This is a genomic window from Streptomyces sp. NPDC051567 (assembly GCF_044454165.1).
In the GTDB taxonomy this organism is placed as follows: domain Bacteria; phylum Actinomycetota; class Actinomycetes; order Streptomycetales; family Streptomycetaceae; genus Streptomyces.
Genome location: NZ_JBITDK010000011.1, coordinates 1 through 16,395, shown reverse-complemented (window position 1 = coordinate 16,395; position 16,395 = coordinate 1). Strand labels below are relative to the sequence as shown.

Here is a 16,395-nt window from a genome sequence, read left to right as displayed (position 1 = left end):
ACCGGGCGGTAAGCCCCTGGTGGTCAGCGAGTTGGGCCACCCGGGCGCGGCAGGTCCCGCAGCGGCTTTGGCCGGTACGCGTCCTCCTCCTCACCGGCCCGCTGGACCACCGCCGCGTGCGCCAGCGCCACCTCCACCACCTGCGCCGGATCGGCGAGGGACCGCCCGGTGAGCTGCTCCAGCCGCCGCAGCCGGTTGGCGACGGTGTTGCGGTGGCAGTACAGCCGCTGCGCGGCGTACGTGGTCGAACCCCGGCAGGCCAGCCAGGTGCCCAGGGTGGTCAGCAGGACCCGGCGGTCCTCCTCGGGCAGGGCCAGCACCGGACCCAGCACCACCTGCCGCAGCCGGCCCGCCAGCTCGGGCTCCCCCGCGACCAGCGCCTGCGGCAGCCGCTCGTCCAGCAGGGCGGTGCGCGGGCCGCCGGAGGCCGGGGCGGTGCGCAGCGCCAGGGCGGCGAGCCGCCGCGCCCGCGCCAGCTCGGCCGGGGCCGTCACGACCGGACTGACCCCGGCGCGCACCCCGAGCGGGGCGAGCAGCTCCCGCAGCGACTCCAGCGGATGGTGGCCCAGCTCCACCAGACCGGTCTCCCCGTCCGCGCGCAGCCGCCACAGCACGCGCGGCGCCCCGCTCGCGCCCGCTCCACCGGGACCCGGGCCGGCAGCCAGCACGACCACCGCGAACCGGCCGCGCTCCGGGAGCCCGAGCCGCGCCGCCGCCTCCGGGACCGAAGGGCCCTCACCGCCGTCCCGGCCCTCCAGCAGACCGTCCAGCAGGGCCGCGCGCACCTCCCGCTCCCGCTCGCCGCGCACCGCCTCCGCCCCCCGGTACGCCTCGGCCGCGGCCTCCGCCGTCCGGTCCAGCACCTCCCACAGCAGGGGCGCGCCCGGCAGCAGCCGGGGCAGCGCCGCCCGGTCGTGGGCGGCCACGGTCTCGGTGAGGGTCTCCCAGAGCAGCCGCCCGCCCTGCCGGTAGCCGCGCAGCACCGAGGCGAGCGGCACCCCCTGCCCGGCCCGCAGCGCCCCGGTGGCCCGCGCGTCGGAGAGCTCCACCGGCAGCCCCCGGCCGGTCCGCACCAGCCCCTCCAGGGCCTGGCGGAGCTGCCGGTGGAGGCGTTCGCGCAGCTCGGCCCGGCCGATCAGGGCGGCGTACGCGGCGTCCTCGGCCAGCGTCCGGTCGGCGAGCCGGTCCGCCGCCGCGGCGATCCGGCGGTCCAGGTCCTCACGTATCTCCTCGATGATCCGCTCCATGCCGGGCAGCGTGACACGGGAGAGGGCGCGGTGGGGAGGGCCGGGACCGGCCGTGTCCGCCGGAGCGGGCGCCGGTCGCGTCCGCGCCCGGGGGGGCGTGCCCGCCCCGCCGGGCGCCGTGGCTCTCCTTCGGATGCCCGGGTGTACGCGAGTCCGCTGGTGTTGCGGCCGGTGAAGCACTTTGATGGGACGGCCAGCCTCGTACGGGAGCAGGGGGACCACTCATGGACACCGACGACAGTCACACCGGCGGCAGTCACAAGGACAGCGCACCCACCCTCATCTGCTCCGTGCAGCGCGCGCTGCGGCTGGTGGAGGCGATGCACGCGGAGGGCGGGGCGACGGCCAAACGGCTGGCCCGGCTCACCGGCATCCCGCTGCCCACGGTCTACCACCTGCTGCGCACCCTCAGCCACGAGGGCTACGTCCGGCACGAGGGCGGATCGTTCCGGCTCGCGGAGGGCCTCCCGCTCGCCTCCTGACCGTGAGGGGGCGGGCCCGCGTACGCGGGGCCCCGCGGCCCGGGGCGCGTGGTGCCGGGGCGGCACTTCCCCACCTGCGGCCCGACCGCGAGGGCGGCCTCGCCCGGCACCGGCCCGAGAGGACCGGGCCGGGACCGGAGGCGGCGCGACCTCCCCGGCAGGGCCCGGCCGGACCGTGTCGCCGAGGTGACGGGCGGCCGAAATCTCCGCCGTCCGCCCCCGTGATCGTGCGCACTTTGCCCGGGACGGGAGCGTCCCATGATTCCGCCACCCAGTAGGATGTGTCATCAACTGATCATCGACAAAGCACAAAACGCTGGAGAATTCGCCACCCATGCCCCCGCGCCTGAGCATCGTCGTCCCTGTCTACAACGTCGAGCTCTACCTCGACGAGTGCCTGGAGTCCATCGCCGCCCAGACCTTCGACGACTTCGAGGTCGTCATGGTGGACGACGGGTCCACGGACACCAGCGCCGTCATCGCGAAGGCATTCGCCGCGCGGGACAAGCGCTTCCGGCTCGTCATGCAGGAGAACGCAGGACTCGGCGCCGCCCGCAACGTGGGCGCCCGCCACGCCTGCGCGGACAGCGAGTACCTGACCTTCGTCGACAGTGACGACACGATGCCCTCGTACGCCTACGAGCGACTGATCGCCGCTCTCGACGAGACCGGCTCGGACTTCGCCGGCGGCAACGTGAAGCGCTTCCGCTCCGTGGGCATGCAGCAGTCCTGGGGCCACCGGGCCGCCTTCGCCAAGACCCGGCTGAAGACCCACATCTCCAGGTTCCCCGCGCTGGTCACCGACCGCACCGCCTGGAACAAGGTCTACCGGCGCAGCTTCTGGAACGAGCACGACTTCCAGTACCCGGAGGGCATCCTCTACGAGGACGCCCCGGTCAGCATCCCGGCGCACTACTTCGCCACCAGCGTCGACATCATCAGCGACTGCGTCTACCACTGGCGCGTGCGCGAGACCGGTGAGCGCTCCATCACCCAGCGCTCCACCGACCCGGTCTCCCTCATCGACCGCGTCACCTCCGTGCGCCTGGTCCGCGAGTCCCTCAAGGCCAAGCAGGGCGCCACGTACGAGCGCTACCTGCGCGACTACGACTACAACGTGCTGAGCGAGGAACTCCCGCTCATCTACAAGTACGTCGGCGAGGGCGGCCCCGACTTCCGCGCCGCCTTCGTCAAGGAGGTCGGCGGCCTCGTCCGGGAGATCGGCACCGGGCCCTGGTCCGACCTGACCGTCGCCGACCGCCTCAAGGCGTACCTGGCCCGCGAAGGCCGCGTCGAGGACTTCATCGCCCTCCAGGACCACCAGAGCCACTACCACTACAGCGTGCCGGTCAAGGGCCTGGCCCGCCCGCAGGCCGACTACCCCTTCCTGCACGGCCGCCCCCCGGTCCCCGCCAAGATCCTCACCCTCGGCCCGCGCGAACGCCGCGTCGTCAGCCGGCTGGAACAGGCCGCCTGGGCCGACGGCAAGCTGCTGCTGCGCGGCTACGCGCTCCCCGGCCACCTCGGCGCGGAGAGCCGCCTCGGCTCGCGCAAGATGCTGGTCTTCCGCGAGGGGGGCAAGCGCCGCCGCTCCGTGGTGAGCGCCCGTACCGTCGCCTCCCCGATGGCGACCGTGAACTCCCCGCACCTCGCCCTGCGCCACGCCGACTGGGCGGGCTTCACCGCCGTCGTCGACCCCTCGATCTTCCAGTCGGGCGGCACGTGGCACGAGGGCATATGGACCACCTCCGTCGCCGTCACCGGCGCCGGCGGTCTGCACCGCGCCCGGCTGCGGGGCGGTGAGCACGACACCGGCCAGAACCCGCCCCCGCAGTGGGTGGCGCCCGACGTCCGCATCCTGCCGACCGTCGCCGGCACCCTCACGATCCAGGTGGAGATCGTCCGCGCCCGCGCCCTGGACGTCCGCCCGGCCGACGGCGACACCGCCGAGGTGACCGGCGAACTCGCCGCGGCGATCGCCTCCGGCGCCACCCTGCGCGCCCGGCACGCCACCACCGGCACCACCCTGGACCTCCCGCTGGAGACCGGCCCGGCCGCCGGAGGCCTGGTCCCCTTCACCGCGCGCCTGCCACTGGCCGACCTGGGCGCCGTCCCGGACGCCGAGTCCCAGCCCGGCGAGTGGAACCCCGAGCCCTGGCACCTCTACGTGACCGGCGCCGACGGCACCGAGCACCGGCTGGCCCACGACGAGCGCGGCGGCTTCGAGGGCCTGGTCCTCCCGCTGCCCGGCGCGGAGCGGGGCCGCACCCTCTTCGCCAAGCGCGGCAACACCGGACACCTGATCCTCTCCGCGCAGCCCTCACCGCCGCTGGTCGACGCGGTCGCGGCCGAGAACGGCACCCTCACGCTGCGGGGCCGGTTCACCGCGCCCACCGACGAGCCGTACGAGCTGGTCCTGCACAACGTGCACGGCATGGAGTTCAGCTACCCCGTCACCCGTGACGACGACCGCTTCACGGCCTCCTTCGAGCCCGTGCTCCCCGAGGCGTACGCCGGTCTCACCACGCTCCCGGAGGGCCGCTGGTGGCCCACCCTGCGCCCGGCCGCCCAGGGCGGGACCACCGCGGGTCTGCTCGGCGTCGACCGGGGCGCCCCGGTCCAGGTGGGCCAGGGCATCCTCTTCGCGGGACCCCACCCCCTCACCGCGCACGGCCGCCGGATGCGCGTCGAGACCCGCTTCCACGACCGGATGGTGCTGGTCTCCGACCCGCTGATCAGCCCGCACGACCGCTCCAACTTCGCCCAGCGCGTCGCCCGCTTCGAGACCTACCCGGCGCAGCGGGCCCTGCCGGTCAAGGACATGGTCGTCTACGAGACCTTCCAGGGGAACGGCGCCGGGGACTCGCCCCGCGCCATCCACGAGGAGCTGCTGCGCCGGGGCGAGGAGCTGGAGCACGTCTGGCTGGTCCGCGACGGCCGCGTCGAGGTGCCCGCGACCGCCCGCGCCGTCCAGTACGACAGCGTGGAGGCCTGGGACGTCCTGGCCCGTACCCGCTACTACGTGGTCAACACCAGCGTGCCGGGCCACTTCCACCGCCGCGAGGGCCAGACCGTCGTGCAGACCTGGCACGGGACGCCGGTCAAGCAGATCGGCCACGACTACGTCCACGACTACTACACGAGCCCCGAGGTGCTGGAGGGGCTGGCGCACGACAGCGCCCAGTGGACCCTGCTGGCCTCCCCCAGCTCCTACGCGACCCCCGTCCTCCAGCGCGCCCTCGGCTACGACGGCGAGGTCGTCGAGTCCGGCAGCCCGCGCACGGACGCGCTGGTACGGCCCGACGCGCAGCGGATCGCGGAGGTCCGGCGCCGCCTCGGCCTGCCCGAGGGCAAGAAGGTCGTCCTGTACATGCCCACCTGGCGGGAGAACCGGGAGGGCTTCTCGGGCGGCTACAAGCTCGACCTGCACATCGACCTGGACCACGCCCGCCGTGAGCTGGCCGAGGACCACGTCCTGCTGGTGCGCGGCCACCACAACGTGGGCGAGCAGGTCCGCGAGGGCGTCCGCGACGGCTTCGTCGTCGACGTCTCCCGCTGGCCCGACGCCACGGACCTGCTGCTGGTCGCGGACGTGCTGATCTCGGACTACTCCTCCGTGATCTTCGACTTCGCCCTCACCGACCGGCCGATCCTGCTCTTCACGTACGACCTGGAGCACTACCGGAGCACGCTGCGCGGCTTCAACTTCGACCTGGAGGAGAAGGCGCCCGGCCCGCTGCTGGCGGACTCCGCGAGCCTGATCGCCGCCGTCCGCGACGCGGACGGGGTCGGGGAGCGGTACGCGTCGGCACGGGAGGCCTTCCGCGCCGAGTTCTGCGACCTGGACGACGGCGAGGCCACGCGGCGCGTCGTCGACCGGATGCTCGGAAGGTAGTCCGTACGAGCGAATCCCCGGCCGAGCGCGGACCGGCCCCGGCCCCCACCGACACGGTGCGGGCCCGGGGCCGGTCCGTTTTCGGCAGGACCGGGGGCAGTGGACCGGACCCCGCCGTGGGCCCCGCGCCCGTCTGGTAGAACACCGGACATGACGGGATTCGAGATCACCGGCGCGAGCGCCGCCGACATGGACATGATCCGCTCCTGGGCCGACGAGGAGGGCTGGAACCCCGGCGCGTCGGACCGGTTCGCCTTCGCGGTCGCCGACCCGGCCGGCTTCCTGGTCGGCCGGATCGGCGGCGCGCCGGTGGCCTGCATCTCCGCCGTGCGCTACGGCTCCGGCTTCGGGTTCATCGGCTTCTACATCGCCCGCCCCGCCGTCCGGGGCCGGGGCCTGGGCATCCGGCTCTGGCGCGCCGGGATGGACCGGCTCGACGGGCGGCTCGTCGGCCTGGACGGAGTCGTCGCCCAGCAGGACAACTACCGCAAGTCGGGTTTCCGGCGGGCCTGGAACAACGTCCGTCACGAGGGCGTCCCGCAGGGGCCCGCCGCCGCGGGCGCGGACGACGGGTTCGAGGTGGTGGACGCGGCCACCCTGCCCTTCTCCCTGCTCGCTGCCTACGACCGGCGGTTCTTCCCCGAGCCGCGCGACGCCTTCCTCTCGGCCTGGACCGGTCTGCCCGGCCGGACGGCCCTCGCCGCCGTCCGCGACGGCCGGATCGAGGGGCTCGGCGTGATCCGCCCGTGCAGCGGCGCCTCCCGGATCGGCCCGCTCTACGCCGCGAACCCGGCCGTGGCGCGGACCCTGGTGCGCCTGCTCGCCGGGTACGCGCCCGGCGGCCGGGTCGCCGTGGACGCGCCCGACGCCAACCCGGCGGCCACCGCCCTGCTCACCGGGCTGGGCCTGGTCCCGGTCTTCGAGGCCGCCCGGATGTACACCGGCCCGGCGCCGGAGGTCGAGCTGTCCGGGATCTACGGGGTCACCAGTCTCGAACTGGGCTGACAGAACAGGGGAGTTGGCCTACTCTGCGGAAGGCTCCGTCGCCGCCCACCGGGGGATCGTCATGACGTACCTGCTCCTGTTCGTCGCCGCCGTACTGAGCGTGGCCGGACTGCTCAACGACAGTGACGCCCTGCTCGACGCCGGGTGGGCGGTCTGGGCCGTCGGCGTCGTGTCCGGGGCGCTGCGGTGGCGGCGCAACCGGCGCCGCTTCGCCTCGGTCGAGGAGGCCGAGGCCGCTGCCGCCGCCGGGAACACCCGGGCCATGCGGTTCCTCGCGTCGCTGCGCAAGCTCGGCGGCGACCACGCCGAGGCGGAGCGGCTGCTGCGGGCCGCGGTCGAGCTGGGTGACGTGGAGGCCATGTGGGACATGGCGCGCCTCGTGGACCTGCGGGACAGCCCGCAGGAGGCGGAGCCGTGGTTCCGGATGGCGGGCGAGCACGGCCACTTCTTCGCCAAGAAGCTCTTCCGGCCCGGCCACGCCTTCAACCGGGACGGCAGCACCCCCCTGGAGCCGGACGGCGGTCGCACGGCGCCGCCCGGCCCGCGGGGGTGACCCGCGTCAGGACACGGGGGTGACCCGCGTCAGAAGTCGAACAGCGTGCCGGTGGTGACGGCGAAGCCGCACGCGTTGCCGAAGGTGTGCGCGTAGCTCAGCCGGCGGCCCTGCCAGGCGCCGTCGGCCGTCACCGTGACCGGGTTCCACTCCCGGGTACACGCGGCGTCCGTGGCGGGCGCCGTGAGCACGTCCAGGGTGGTGGCGTGCGTGCGTAACTCGGCGCACGCGGCGGACGGCGCCGGGTGCGTCCCGCCCGGCCTCGGCGCGCAGGTGAGCGTCACCGCGCGCAGCACCGTACCCCGGGCCGCGTCGTCCCCGGCGGTGACGGTGAGGACGAGCGCGGAGGGCGCGTGCAGGCCCGCCGTGCCGGTGGGGGCGGCGCCGGCCGTGCCGGGCCAGGCCAGCGCGGTGAGGGCGGTGAGCGCCATGGCGGCGGAACCGAGCCCGAGACCCCTTGCGATGAACCGCATTTCGAACACTCCCTTGGGTGGTTGTTTCGGATAACGGACGGGAGTCTTGCTCAAGCGGGCCACGAACGCCCGTTCGCACCCCTATTTCACGTCACCACCCGTGTGCGAATGAGTGCAGACCGCAGCGGCGGCAGGAGGCTGACCTGTGGGGGAGCGGGCCGCCGAATCGGCCGAACACACCCCTGTGGGAGCCTCTCCGCACGCCTTCGCCGTCACCCCGCGCCGGTGTGCGGGGCGTACAGGTCCAGGAGCCGGGTGCGGGTCTGCTGGAGCCGGAGGGCGAGGACGCGCCCGACCCAGTGGCCCACCGCGGAGCCGAAGGCGGGGTCGGCGTCCATGAGCATCCGGACGGTCGGGGCGTCGAACTCGTAGGCGCGGACCGGGGACATGGCCTCGGCGCCGAGCTGCCACAGGTAGGGCGGGAACAGCCACGACCAGCCCACCAGCTCGCCCGGTCCGAGGCTCTCGACGGGCGTGGGCCGGCGGCCGGGCACGGGGATCTCCAGGGTCACCGTGCCGGAACGCACGATCCAGAAGGACGCGGCCCGCGCGCCCTCGTCGAAGATCCGCGCACCTTCACGGAAATTGACCTCACGGGCGTGGGACATCAGCCGCCCGCGGTGCTCGGCGGACAGGACGGCGGCGACCCGGACGGGGGAAGGTGTGCTCACGACGGCCTCCGATCACGCCCCCCACGACACTCCTGCTCCCCAGTGTCGCCGACTCCGGGCCGTCCAGGACATACGGGAGCGGCCCGCCCCCGCCGGGCTCCTCCCCGGGGGTACGGGCGCGATCCGGAAGGGGGAGCGCCTACTCCTCGGTGTTCGCCTCCAGACAGGCCAGCTCCATCGCGTCCAGCACCGCCTCGTGGCTGCGCCGGCTCAGCTCGGCCACGTTCTCGATCTGCGCCGTCGCCCAGGCCGCCAGGGTCATCGCCAGGACGCGGAGCCCGTCGGTGCCGTGCTCGGCCAGGATCGCGTCCGCGACGGTCATGGCGTCCTCGGGCACCTGTTCGGGCGGCTCCAGGCCCGCCAGCCCCCGCAGCATGATCAGAGTGCGGCGGGAGATCTCCGGGGTGAGCCTCGCCAGCCGCATGTCCTCGTCCTCGTCCATTGGCCCCGCCCTCTCCGCCGCCGTGCCCGCGCCCGTCCCCTCATGGCACGGTAGAGGGAGGAGGCCCCGCGCGGGGCCGTTTCGCCAGGGTGACGCCGAGTGAGCGGGCCCTCGGCCCCGGACGGGACTGCTCACCGGTTCCCGGTGCGACCGTCATTTCCGTATCCGGTAGGTCAAGTAGGCCTGCGGGGAAGGGAATTCGCCCTAGGGTGCGCCCGTACGCATGGCCGCGGGCCGCCCTCCGGCCCTTTCCGGCCATGACCGACCTGTTGAGGGGGACGGCCGCGCGTCACCGGGCCGTGCACCACACCGCACTGGGGGGTTCATGCACAGATCACGAGGGCTGGCGACCACGCTGGCCCTGGCCCTGTCCCTCTACCTGGCCGGAGCCGGCGCTCTCATCGGCCTCGGCCTCGGCCCCGTCCCACGGGCACAGGCCGTCACCCCGCCCGTCACCTTCACCGCCGACGCCCTGCCCACCTGGCAGCCCAACGGCGTCGTCCGGGCCCTCGCCGAGGCAGGGGGCCAGGTCTTCGCCGGAGGCACCTTCTCCGCCGTCCGCCCGCCGGCCGGCGCGGCCGGAAGCGAACAGCAGGCGGTGAACTTCGTGGCCCTCGACGCCGTCAACGGCACCCCGGCCTCCCACCTCGTCGCCGTCGACATCGCGAGCTGCGCCCCCAAGCCCTCCTTCCGCCCCGGCTTCACGGCCACCGTCCGGGCCCTCGCCGTCACCGGGGACACCGTCTACGCGGGCGGCGACTTCCTCACCGTGGGCGGCCAGCAGCGCCGGCGCTTCGCCGCGGTCACCACCACCGACGGCTCACCGCGCCCCTTCAGGGCCGACGCCGACGAGCCCGGCCGCGCCGTCGAACTCACCCCGGACGGCAGGAACGTGCTGCTCGGCGGCGACTTCTTCACCGTCAACGGCACGGACACGCACGCCCTGGCCGTCGTGGACGCGACGAGCGGCGCGCTCACCACCTCCTACCCCGGCTTCATCGAGACCAACTCGGTCGTCAAGGACATCGCGACCGACGCGACGGGCTTCTACACGGCCAACGAGGGCACGGGCGGCGGGGTCTTCGACGGCCGGATCGCCCTCGGCCTCGGCGACTTCCGCCAGCGCTGGCGCGACACCTGCCTCGGCGCCACCCAGGCGGTGCTGCCGTACCGGAGCGTGCTCTACAGCGCCTCGCACGCCCACGACTGCTCCAGCGTCGGGGAGTTCCCCGACGGCCGCCGCCACCACCTGCTCGCCCAGCCGACCAGCGGCACCGGGAAACTGGGCTGGTCCCCCAAGACCAACGGCGGCATCGGCGAGGCCCTCGGCCCGCGGGTGCTGACGGTCGCCTCCCCGGGCGGGGTCCCCCACCTCTGGGCCGGAGGCGAGTTCACCACCGTCAACGGCGCGGCGCAGCAGAGCCTGACGCGCTTCTCGTCCACCGGGGACACCGGCGCTCCCACCGTCCCGCTCGTCAGCGCGGCCGGTTTCCGGCCCGGCGAGGTCCAGGTGCGCTGGCGCACCAGCCTCGACCTGGACGACAGCAGGCTGACCTACCGGGTGTACCGGGACGGCGCGGCCACCCCCGTCGCCACGGTCACCGCGGACTCGCTCTTCTTCAGCCGCCCCCAGGCGTCCTGGACCGACACCACCGCCATACCCGGCCACACCCACACCTACCGGGTGACGGCGACCGACGCGGCCGGCAACACCAGCGCCCTGTCGGGGCCGGCGAGCGTGACCGCGCCCACCTCCGTGGACGCCTACCCGGACCGGGTCCGCGCGGACGGCGCCCAACTGTACTGGCGCTACGACGAGACGGCGCTCCCCTTCGTCGCCGACTCCTCGGCGGGCGGCCAGAACGGGGTCCACCTCAACGGCCCGGCGCTGCGCCGGACGCCCGGCGCGCTCTCCGGGCCGAGCACGGCGATCGGCTTCGACGGCACCGGCGCCCAGGTGTACGGGGACCGCCGCCGGAGCGTGGGCTCCGCCTACACCATCGAGACCTGGTTCCGGACGGACACCACCCGGGGCGGCAAGCTCTTCGGCCTCGGCAACAACCAGGTACAGGGCAGCAACCGCTACGACAAGCACCTCTACATGACCGACGACGGCCGGCTCGTCTTCGGCGTCTACAACGGTGGCTTCCGCACCCTCACCACCGGCACCGACCGCTACAACGACAACCGCTGGCACCACGTCGTCGCGACCCAGGGGCCGGGCGGGACGGCCCTGTACGTGGACGGGGTCCGGAAGGGGGCGTCGAACGTCACCACGCACGAGGACTTCACCGGCTACTGGCGCGCCGGCGGCGACAACCTCGGCGGCTGGCCGTACCGCCCGGTCAGCGACCACTGGGCGGGCCTGCTGGACGAGACCGCCGTCTACCCGGTCGTCCTGAGCGCGGCGCAGGTGCGCGACCACCACCTCCTCGCCTCCGCCCCGGCCGACTCCGTCGTCCGGGTGACGGCCTCCGAGGACACCTACGCCAACGCGGGCGCCCCGGGGGCCAACTACGGCACCTCGGGCTCACTGGCGGTGCGCGGCACCTCCTTCTACGCGAGCTACCTGCGCTTCGCCCTGCCCGCCGCGCCCTCGGGCACGGTGCTGAAGTCGGCGGTGCTCAGCGTGAAGACCGGGACGGCGGCGGACGCCGGTACGGTGGACGCGGTCCCGGTGGTCCCGGTCACCGGGACGTGGACCGAGAACGGGACCACGTACGCGAACCGCCCCGCCCTCGGCGCCCCGGCGCTCGGCGGCTTCACGGGGCTGCCGGAGGGCTCGGCGGTCCACAGCACCGCCCTGTCCACCGGGGCCGTCGCCGCGGCGCTCGGGACCTCGTACAGCCTGGCACTGACCAGCCGGGGCACGGACGCCCTGTGGCTGTGGTCCGCGCAGGCGCGGGCGGGCGAGGGGACGCCACGGCTGACCCTGACCTTCGGGGCGCCGTAACGGCCGGACCGGCACATGGCACAGGGGCGCGGACCGTCACGGTCCGCGCCCCTCCCGCGCCTGCGGCCACCTCCGGCCGCCCCGTCCCCGCACTCGCCCCGCGCATCGCCCTCCACCTGACCACCCGGCCCGTGCCGGAGTCCGGCCGCCTCCCCGGCCACGGCACACCCGCCCAGGTCCGGGCCGACCTCGCGGCACTGGCCGAGCGGGGGGTCACGTACGTCGTCTTCGACACCTGTCTGACCGCCTACCTGGGCCTCGTCCCACCCGAGCGCAGCCCCCGCCACGACCCGGAGCTGCTGGAGGCGGTGGCGGGCGACCTCATGGACCTCCGCCGCGCCGAGCCCGCCTGACCCCCACACCCGCCGCCCCCCCGGCCTACCCCGCGCCCGGCCCCGGCGGCTCGGCGCGGCGGTTCAGCGCGGCGGTTCGGTCTCCAGGAAGCGCCGCCCGCGCGGACCCCGGTACAGCAGGCACTCCCACCCCAGCCGCGCCAGTACCTCCGAACAGGCCGTCAGCCGCTCCCGTTCCTCCCCGGCCGCGCCGCCGCCCGGCGGGCCGGGCCAGGTCACCTCGGTCCTCCCGGGCTCCGCCCCGGCGGCCACCCGGTACCCCGTCCGCACCCGCCGCCCTTCCCCGTCCACCGCGGACGGCGCGATCCCGGCCGCCTCCAGTACGAGGGCCACCGCACGCACCGGCAGCCGTACCTCCCACGGTGCGGGAACCGCCGTGCCCGCCGGGCCGTTGACCAGACGGCGGATCTGCAACAGCCCCTCGTACGCCGTCCGTACCTCAGCCGTGCGTACCTCAGCCGCGCGCCCGGTCCCGTCCGGCGGCCGGGGGCCGTCACCCGTCGCGGCCTCGAAGCCCGGTCCGGGCGCCGTCACCTGCCGCTCCCGGTGACCGGGCCCGGCCCGGGGGCCTGGGCGCGCAGCCACGCGTCGGCCGCTCCCGGGGAGCGCAGCCGTACCACCCGCAGCGGCGCGAACCGCGGATCGCCCGCCCGCCGCAGGATCTCGGCGCGCCGGGACGCGTACCGCGTCCAGGCCCACCACGCCGGATGGTCGGCGCGCAGCCACTCCCGCCACGACTCCCGGTTCCCGCCGAACAGCCGCTCGCGCAGCAGGCTCCGGCGCAGCGAGCGCAGCAGCACCCGCCGCATCACCACGTACCGGGGGTGGTCCAGCCAGACCACCGTGTCGGCCCGCTCCCACAGCAGGTCCCGGACGGCCGGGGGACCGAGCGAGTCGAAGACCCACCGCCCGGTCCCGGCCAGCCGCGCCGTGTCCTCGGCGAAGGACCCGCTGACGGCCCACCCCGGCCCGTTCCAGTGCAGCGCGTCCAGTTCGTGGAACGGCAGCCCGAGCCGCCGCTCCAGCGCGCGGGCCAGCGTGGACTTCCCGGCCCCGCTGATCCCGACCACCAGTACGCGCTGCATCCGCGCAGCCTAAGCGGTCGGCGCTGGGCCGGGGGGGGGGGGGGGGGGGGGGGGGGGGCGCGCCCCCCCCCCCCCCCCCCCCCCCCCCCCGGCGGGTGGGGTCAGGGAGCCGGGGTCAGGGGCTCCTGGAGTTCGGTGACCCACTGGTCCTTGTCCGGTGGGCAGGCCAGGGTCAGCTCGCGCGCGTACCCCGTCGAGTGGTGGCCGTTGGCGTCGATCCACCGCGCGAGGGCCTGGGCCGTCGGCAGCACCGAGTCCATCGCGCCGCGGTGCACCACCGTCGCGGCCTGTTCGACCGCGGGCAGCGTGACGATCCGTACCCCGCCCCCGAGATCCCCGGCACGGACGGACTCCGCCACCGGCAGCCCGGCGTGGACCAGGACGGCCCCCGGCCCGCCCCCCGGCGCGTCCTCGTAGTAGGCGATCGCGGGCCCGGTCACGGCGACCCGGGCGGCGTCGATCCGCCGGACCAGCTCGTCGTAGAGCGGGCCGATGACCGGGGTGATGTCCTGCGGTCCGTAACTCCTCGCCACTCCCGTCAGCTCGGCGAGCCGGACGGGCGGAAGGCTCTTGACGACAATGTCCTCGGCGGGCATGAATCCCTCGCTCTCGATGGTCCGGAGCCTCGCCTCGACCTGGGTCAGCCGGGCCGCCGCGGCGGCCATGGCACTCTCCAGCTCCGCCCGCCGCAGCCGCAGCAGACCGCGCAGCTCCTCCACGTCCACCCGCTCGTCGAGGATCGACTTGACCTGGTACAGGCTGAAGCCGAGCTCCTTGAGCGCGATGACACGGTTGAGGCGGGCGAGCTGCCCGGCGGCGTAGTAGCGGTAGCCGCTGGCAGGGTCGACACGGGCCGGGCGCAGCAGGCCGAGGGCGTCGTAATGACGCAGCATGCGGACCGACACCCGGCCGTGCTTGGCGAAGTCTCCGATGGTGAACATGACGCCTTCCAGTGCAGGCCCTGACACAGGGGGAGAGTCAAGTCTCCCAGGCGCTACGAGAGGTATCTCCTGGTCAGAGACGTTCACCGGGGTGTGCGGGGAGCGTCAGCGGCCGTACTCGCGCAAGCAGAGATCGACGACGGACGGCGGTACGGCGCCCTCCGCGGCCACGCACCACTCGGCCATCCCCGGCACCCGGGCGGGCTCGTGGTGCGGATGGGGCGCCCTGGAGGTGCGCGGGCGTACCCGCCGGGGTGGCGCGGCCGGTTTCCCGGGCCGCCCGGCGGCCGGCCGGGGCGCCACCCCGGCCCGGCCCCGAGGCGACTCCGGTTCCGCTTCCGTTCCCGGTTCCGCTTCCGGCCCGGCCCCGATCCGGCCGGGCAGCTCCCCCAACGGCAGGACCCGGGACGGAGCTTGGGACGACGGCACCTGCGGCGCCCCCGCGGGCGGGAGGGAACCGCGGGCGGGAGCCGGGGAGTCCGGGGCGACGGAGACACAGCCCGCGGTCGTGAGGAGCACGGCGAGGGAGAGGGGCACGGAGAGGGGCACGGAGAAGGGCGGGGAGAGGGGCACGGCCCGGCGTAACTGCATCCGACCACCTTGCCGCACGGCCAGGGCCACCCACGCACCTCGCCCCACCCGCCTCACGCGTCCGGGTGACGCCCCGCACGCACCCGGCTGCCGACGGCCTGTCCGGCCGTTCCCGGAGGAGAAGGCAGGCTCCAGAGCGGATGGAACGGGCACATCGGACACCAGGCTTGACCCGGGGTGTCCCTGGGGGAAAGAGTGCGCCGATCAAGAACCACCGCATGAGCTGCACTTCGGAGATACCTCACATGTCCATATCCGTCCGCTCCTCGCTCGCCTCGGCCACGATCGGTGGTTCCCTGGCACTCGGCATGCTCGGCGCCCTCGCCGCCGCCCCGCTCGCCTTCGCCGCGCCCGTACCCGTGCCCGCCTCACCCGCCGCCACCTGTACCGACGCCCTCGGGGTCGCCAACCTCTACGGCGAGTTCATCGAGGGGGACGACCAGCACACCCCCGATGCCGAGGGCGCCGTCGCGGTCGGCGGGAACGCCGACTTCCGGGGCGGTTTCACCGTCGGCCAGGAACTCACCGCCGAGCAGGTGAAGGCGCTCCCGGGCGGGAACGCCCTCGTCGTGGCGGGCGACATCACCGGTGACGTACGGGTGATGAAGGGCAACGGCATCCACGGCGGCACGCTCACCGGCCTCGCCGAAGCCCACAACGGCAAGGTGACCAAGGGCCCCTCGCCCATCGACTTCGCCGCCGAGTTCGGCAAGCTGCGCAGGGTCTCCACCACCCTCGCCGCCACCCAGTCGGCCACCGCCCAGTGGCGGCTCGACGGTACGGGCCTGCGCCTGACCGGCACCGACCCGCACTACAACGGCTTCGTGATCCCGGCCGCCGAACTGGAGAAGGCCAAGGAGATCCGGATCAAGGTCCCGGTCGGCGCGGTCACGGTGGTCAGCGTCAAGGGCGCCTCCTACCACCAGGAGAAGGCCGGCACCACCGGGTTCCTCCTCTGGGACGAGGCGGGCAAGCGCGAGGTGCTCGACGACAAGCTGAGCAGCGCCGCCGACGGCCGCATCCGCGCCAAGCTGCTCTGGAACTTCCCCGACGCCACGACCGTGGTGAAGAAGAGCGGCAACGCCTGGCCGGGCAGTGTGCTCGCGCCCAACGCCGCCTTCGACCTGGGTGCGGGTGGTCCCGTCAACGGCTCCGTCATCGCCAAGTCGCTCACCGGCAAGGGCGGCGCCGAGACCCACCACTACCCCTTCACGGGCTGCCTGCCGGGCACCCCTCGCCCGGCGAACACTCCCTCGCCCGGCGGCACCGTCCCGGTGGCCACCCCGGTGCCGTCCGTGACCGCCACCCCGTCCGCGCCTGGCGCCTCCACCTCCGCCTCCGCCTCGCCGAAGCCGGTCGCGCCCGGTGCCTCCGCCTCCGCCGGCCCGAGGCCGTCCGGGAGCACCCCGGCCGCGGCCACCGGCGGTACCGGCGGTTCCGGTGGCGGACTCGCCCTGACCGGCGCCGGAGTGGCGCTGCCGCTGGCGATCGGCGGCGCGGTCGTCCTGGCCGCGGGCGCGGGCATGGTCCTGGTCGCCCGGCGGCGCAGGGCCTGACCGGCCGGGTGGGGGGGGGGGGGGGGGGCCCCCCCCCCCCCCCCCCCCCCCCCCCCCGCCCCCCCCGGCCCCCCCCCCCCCCCCCGGCGGGTCCCGACGAGGCCACGCGGACGCGGATCGGGCTGCGGCAGGCGGCGCTGCTGTCGGC

The 16,395-nt window shown here is 74.9% G+C and carries 13 protein-coding genes and 1 pseudogene; 7 read left to right on the top strand and 7 right to left on the bottom strand.

The features are described 5' to 3' along the window. Window positions 1-23: 23 nt before the first annotated feature. Window positions 24-1,247, bottom strand: coding sequence for a PucR family transcriptional regulator (locus tag ACIA5F_RS14825; RefSeq protein ID WP_399352771.1), 1,224 nt, complete (start codon window positions 1,245-1,247; stop codon window positions 24-26). Between the two features lie 224 nt (window positions 1,248-1,471). On the opposite strand from ACIA5F_RS14825, the pseudogene ACIA5F_RS14820 reads away from it, so the two are divergent. The 4 genes and pseudogenes from ACIA5F_RS14820 to ACIA5F_RS14805 form a co-directional block, all read left to right on the top strand. Continuing rightward, a pseudogene (locus ACIA5F_RS14820) lies at window positions 1,472-1,708 on the top strand (helix-turn-helix domain-containing protein); the annotation flags it as partial. A 355-nt stretch (window positions 1,709-2,063) separates the two neighbouring features. Next, window positions 2,064-5,624, top strand: a complete 3,561-nt coding sequence (locus ACIA5F_RS14815; RefSeq protein WP_399352769.1) for a CDP-glycerol glycerophosphotransferase family protein — start codon at window positions 2,064-2,066, stop codon at window positions 5,622-5,624. A gap of 150 nt (window positions 5,625-5,774) precedes the next feature. After that, window positions 5,775-6,629, top strand: coding sequence for a GNAT family N-acetyltransferase (locus ACIA5F_RS14810; protein WP_399352767.1), 855 nt, complete (start codon window positions 5,775-5,777; stop codon window positions 6,627-6,629). 13 nt (window positions 6,630-6,642) lie between these two features. Next, a complete protein-coding gene (locus tag ACIA5F_RS14805) occupies window positions 6,643-7,182 on the top strand; it encodes a sel1 repeat family protein (protein WP_399352765.1) in 540 nt (179 codons plus the stop codon). 29 nt (window positions 7,183-7,211) lie between these two features. Here the strand turns inward: ACIA5F_RS14805 and ACIA5F_RS14800 are convergent, their stop codons facing one another. The 3 genes from ACIA5F_RS14800 to ACIA5F_RS14790 all read right to left on the bottom strand — a co-directional run bounded on the left by ACIA5F_RS14800 (window position 7,212) and on the right by ACIA5F_RS14790 (window position 8,768). Beyond that, window positions 7,212-7,655 (bottom strand): subtilase-type protease inhibitor, encoded by a 444-nt coding sequence (locus ACIA5F_RS14800; RefSeq protein ID WP_399352763.1) that lies wholly within the window; start codon window positions 7,653-7,655, stop codon window positions 7,212-7,214. Window positions 7,656-7,867: 212 nt separating this feature from the next. Continuing rightward, entirely contained in the window at window positions 7,868-8,326 is a 459-nt protein-coding gene (locus ACIA5F_RS14795) for a Crp/Fnr family transcriptional regulator (RefSeq protein ID WP_399352761.1), read from the bottom strand. A gap of 139 nt (window positions 8,327-8,465) precedes the next feature. Next, window positions 8,466-8,768, bottom strand: a complete 303-nt coding sequence (locus ACIA5F_RS14790; RefSeq protein WP_399352759.1) for a hypothetical protein — start codon at window positions 8,766-8,768, stop codon at window positions 8,466-8,468. Between the two features lie 325 nt (window positions 8,769-9,093). On the opposite strand from ACIA5F_RS14790, the gene ACIA5F_RS14785 reads away from it, so the two are divergent. Further along, window positions 9,094-11,721, top strand: coding sequence for a LamG-like jellyroll fold domain-containing protein (locus ACIA5F_RS14785; protein WP_399352757.1), 2,628 nt, complete (start codon window positions 9,094-9,096; stop codon window positions 11,719-11,721). 131 nt (window positions 11,722-11,852) lie between these two features. Beyond that, a complete protein-coding gene (locus tag ACIA5F_RS14780; protein WP_399352755.1) occupies window positions 11,853-12,074 on the top strand; it encodes a hypothetical protein in 222 nt (73 codons plus the stop codon). A 63-nt stretch (window positions 12,075-12,137) separates the two neighbouring features. On the opposite strand, the gene ACIA5F_RS14775 is transcribed toward ACIA5F_RS14780, so the two are convergent. The 3 genes from ACIA5F_RS14775 to ACIA5F_RS14765 all read right to left on the bottom strand — a co-directional run bounded on the left by ACIA5F_RS14775 (window position 12,138) and on the right by ACIA5F_RS14765 (window position 14,100). Beyond that, complete coding sequence (locus ACIA5F_RS14775) at window positions 12,138-12,608, bottom strand: hypothetical protein (RefSeq protein WP_399352753.1); 471 nt, start codon at window positions 12,606-12,608, stop codon at window positions 12,138-12,140. Next, window positions 12,605-13,159 carry an adenylate kinase gene (locus ACIA5F_RS14770; RefSeq protein WP_399352751.1) on the bottom strand — a complete coding sequence of 185 codons (555 nt, stop codon included), beginning with the start codon at window positions 13,157-13,159 and terminating at the stop codon, window positions 12,605-12,607. Before ACIA5F_RS14770 ends, ACIA5F_RS14775 begins: the two co-directional genes overlap by 4 nt. Before the next feature lie 101 nt (window positions 13,160-13,260). Beyond that, window positions 13,261-14,100: a MerR family transcriptional regulator gene (locus tag ACIA5F_RS14765; protein ID WP_399352749.1), complete on the bottom strand. Its 840-nt coding sequence runs from the start codon at window positions 14,098-14,100 to the stop codon at window positions 13,261-13,263. Between the two features lie 809 nt (window positions 14,101-14,909). Between ACIA5F_RS14765 and ACIA5F_RS14760 the strand changes: the two genes are divergently transcribed. Further along, on the top strand, window positions 14,910-16,247 hold the full coding sequence (locus tag ACIA5F_RS14760; protein WP_399352747.1) for a choice-of-anchor A family protein: 1,338 nt from the start codon (window positions 14,910-14,912) through the stop codon (window positions 16,245-16,247). Window positions 16,248-16,395: the final 148 nt, after the last annotated feature.

Bases quoted from the DNA above. Each gene is read 5' to 3' on its own strand.
- ACIA5F_RS14825 (WP_399352771.1), bottom strand. From the start codon at position 1,247: ATGGAGCGGATCATCGAGGAGATACGTGAGGACCTGGACCGCCGGATC.
- ACIA5F_RS14815 (WP_399352769.1), top strand. From the start codon at position 2,064: ATGCCCCCGCGCCTGAGCATCGTCGTCCCTGTCTACAACGTCGAGCTC.
- ACIA5F_RS14810 (WP_399352767.1), top strand. From the start codon at position 5,775: ATGACGGGATTCGAGATCACCGGCGCGAGCGCCGCCGACATGGACATG.
- ACIA5F_RS14800 (WP_399352763.1), bottom strand. From the start codon at position 7,655: ATGCGGTTCATCGCAAGGGGTCTCGGGCTCGGTTCCGCCGCCATGGCG.
- ACIA5F_RS14790 (WP_399352759.1), bottom strand. From the start codon at position 8,768: ATGGACGAGGACGAGGACATGCGGCTGGCGAGGCTCACCCCGGAGATC.
- ACIA5F_RS14785 (WP_399352757.1), top strand. From the start codon at position 9,094: ATGCACAGATCACGAGGGCTGGCGACCACGCTGGCCCTGGCCCTGTCC.
- ACIA5F_RS14770 (WP_399352751.1), bottom strand. From the start codon at position 13,159: ATGCAGCGCGTACTGGTGGTCGGGATCAGCGGGGCCGGGAAGTCCACG.
- ACIA5F_RS14765 (WP_399352749.1), bottom strand. From the start codon at position 14,100: ATGTTCACCATCGGAGACTTCGCCAAGCACGGCCGGGTGTCGGTCCGC.
- ACIA5F_RS14760 (WP_399352747.1), top strand. From the start codon at position 14,910: ATGAGCTGCACTTCGGAGATACCTCACATGTCCATATCCGTCCGCTCC.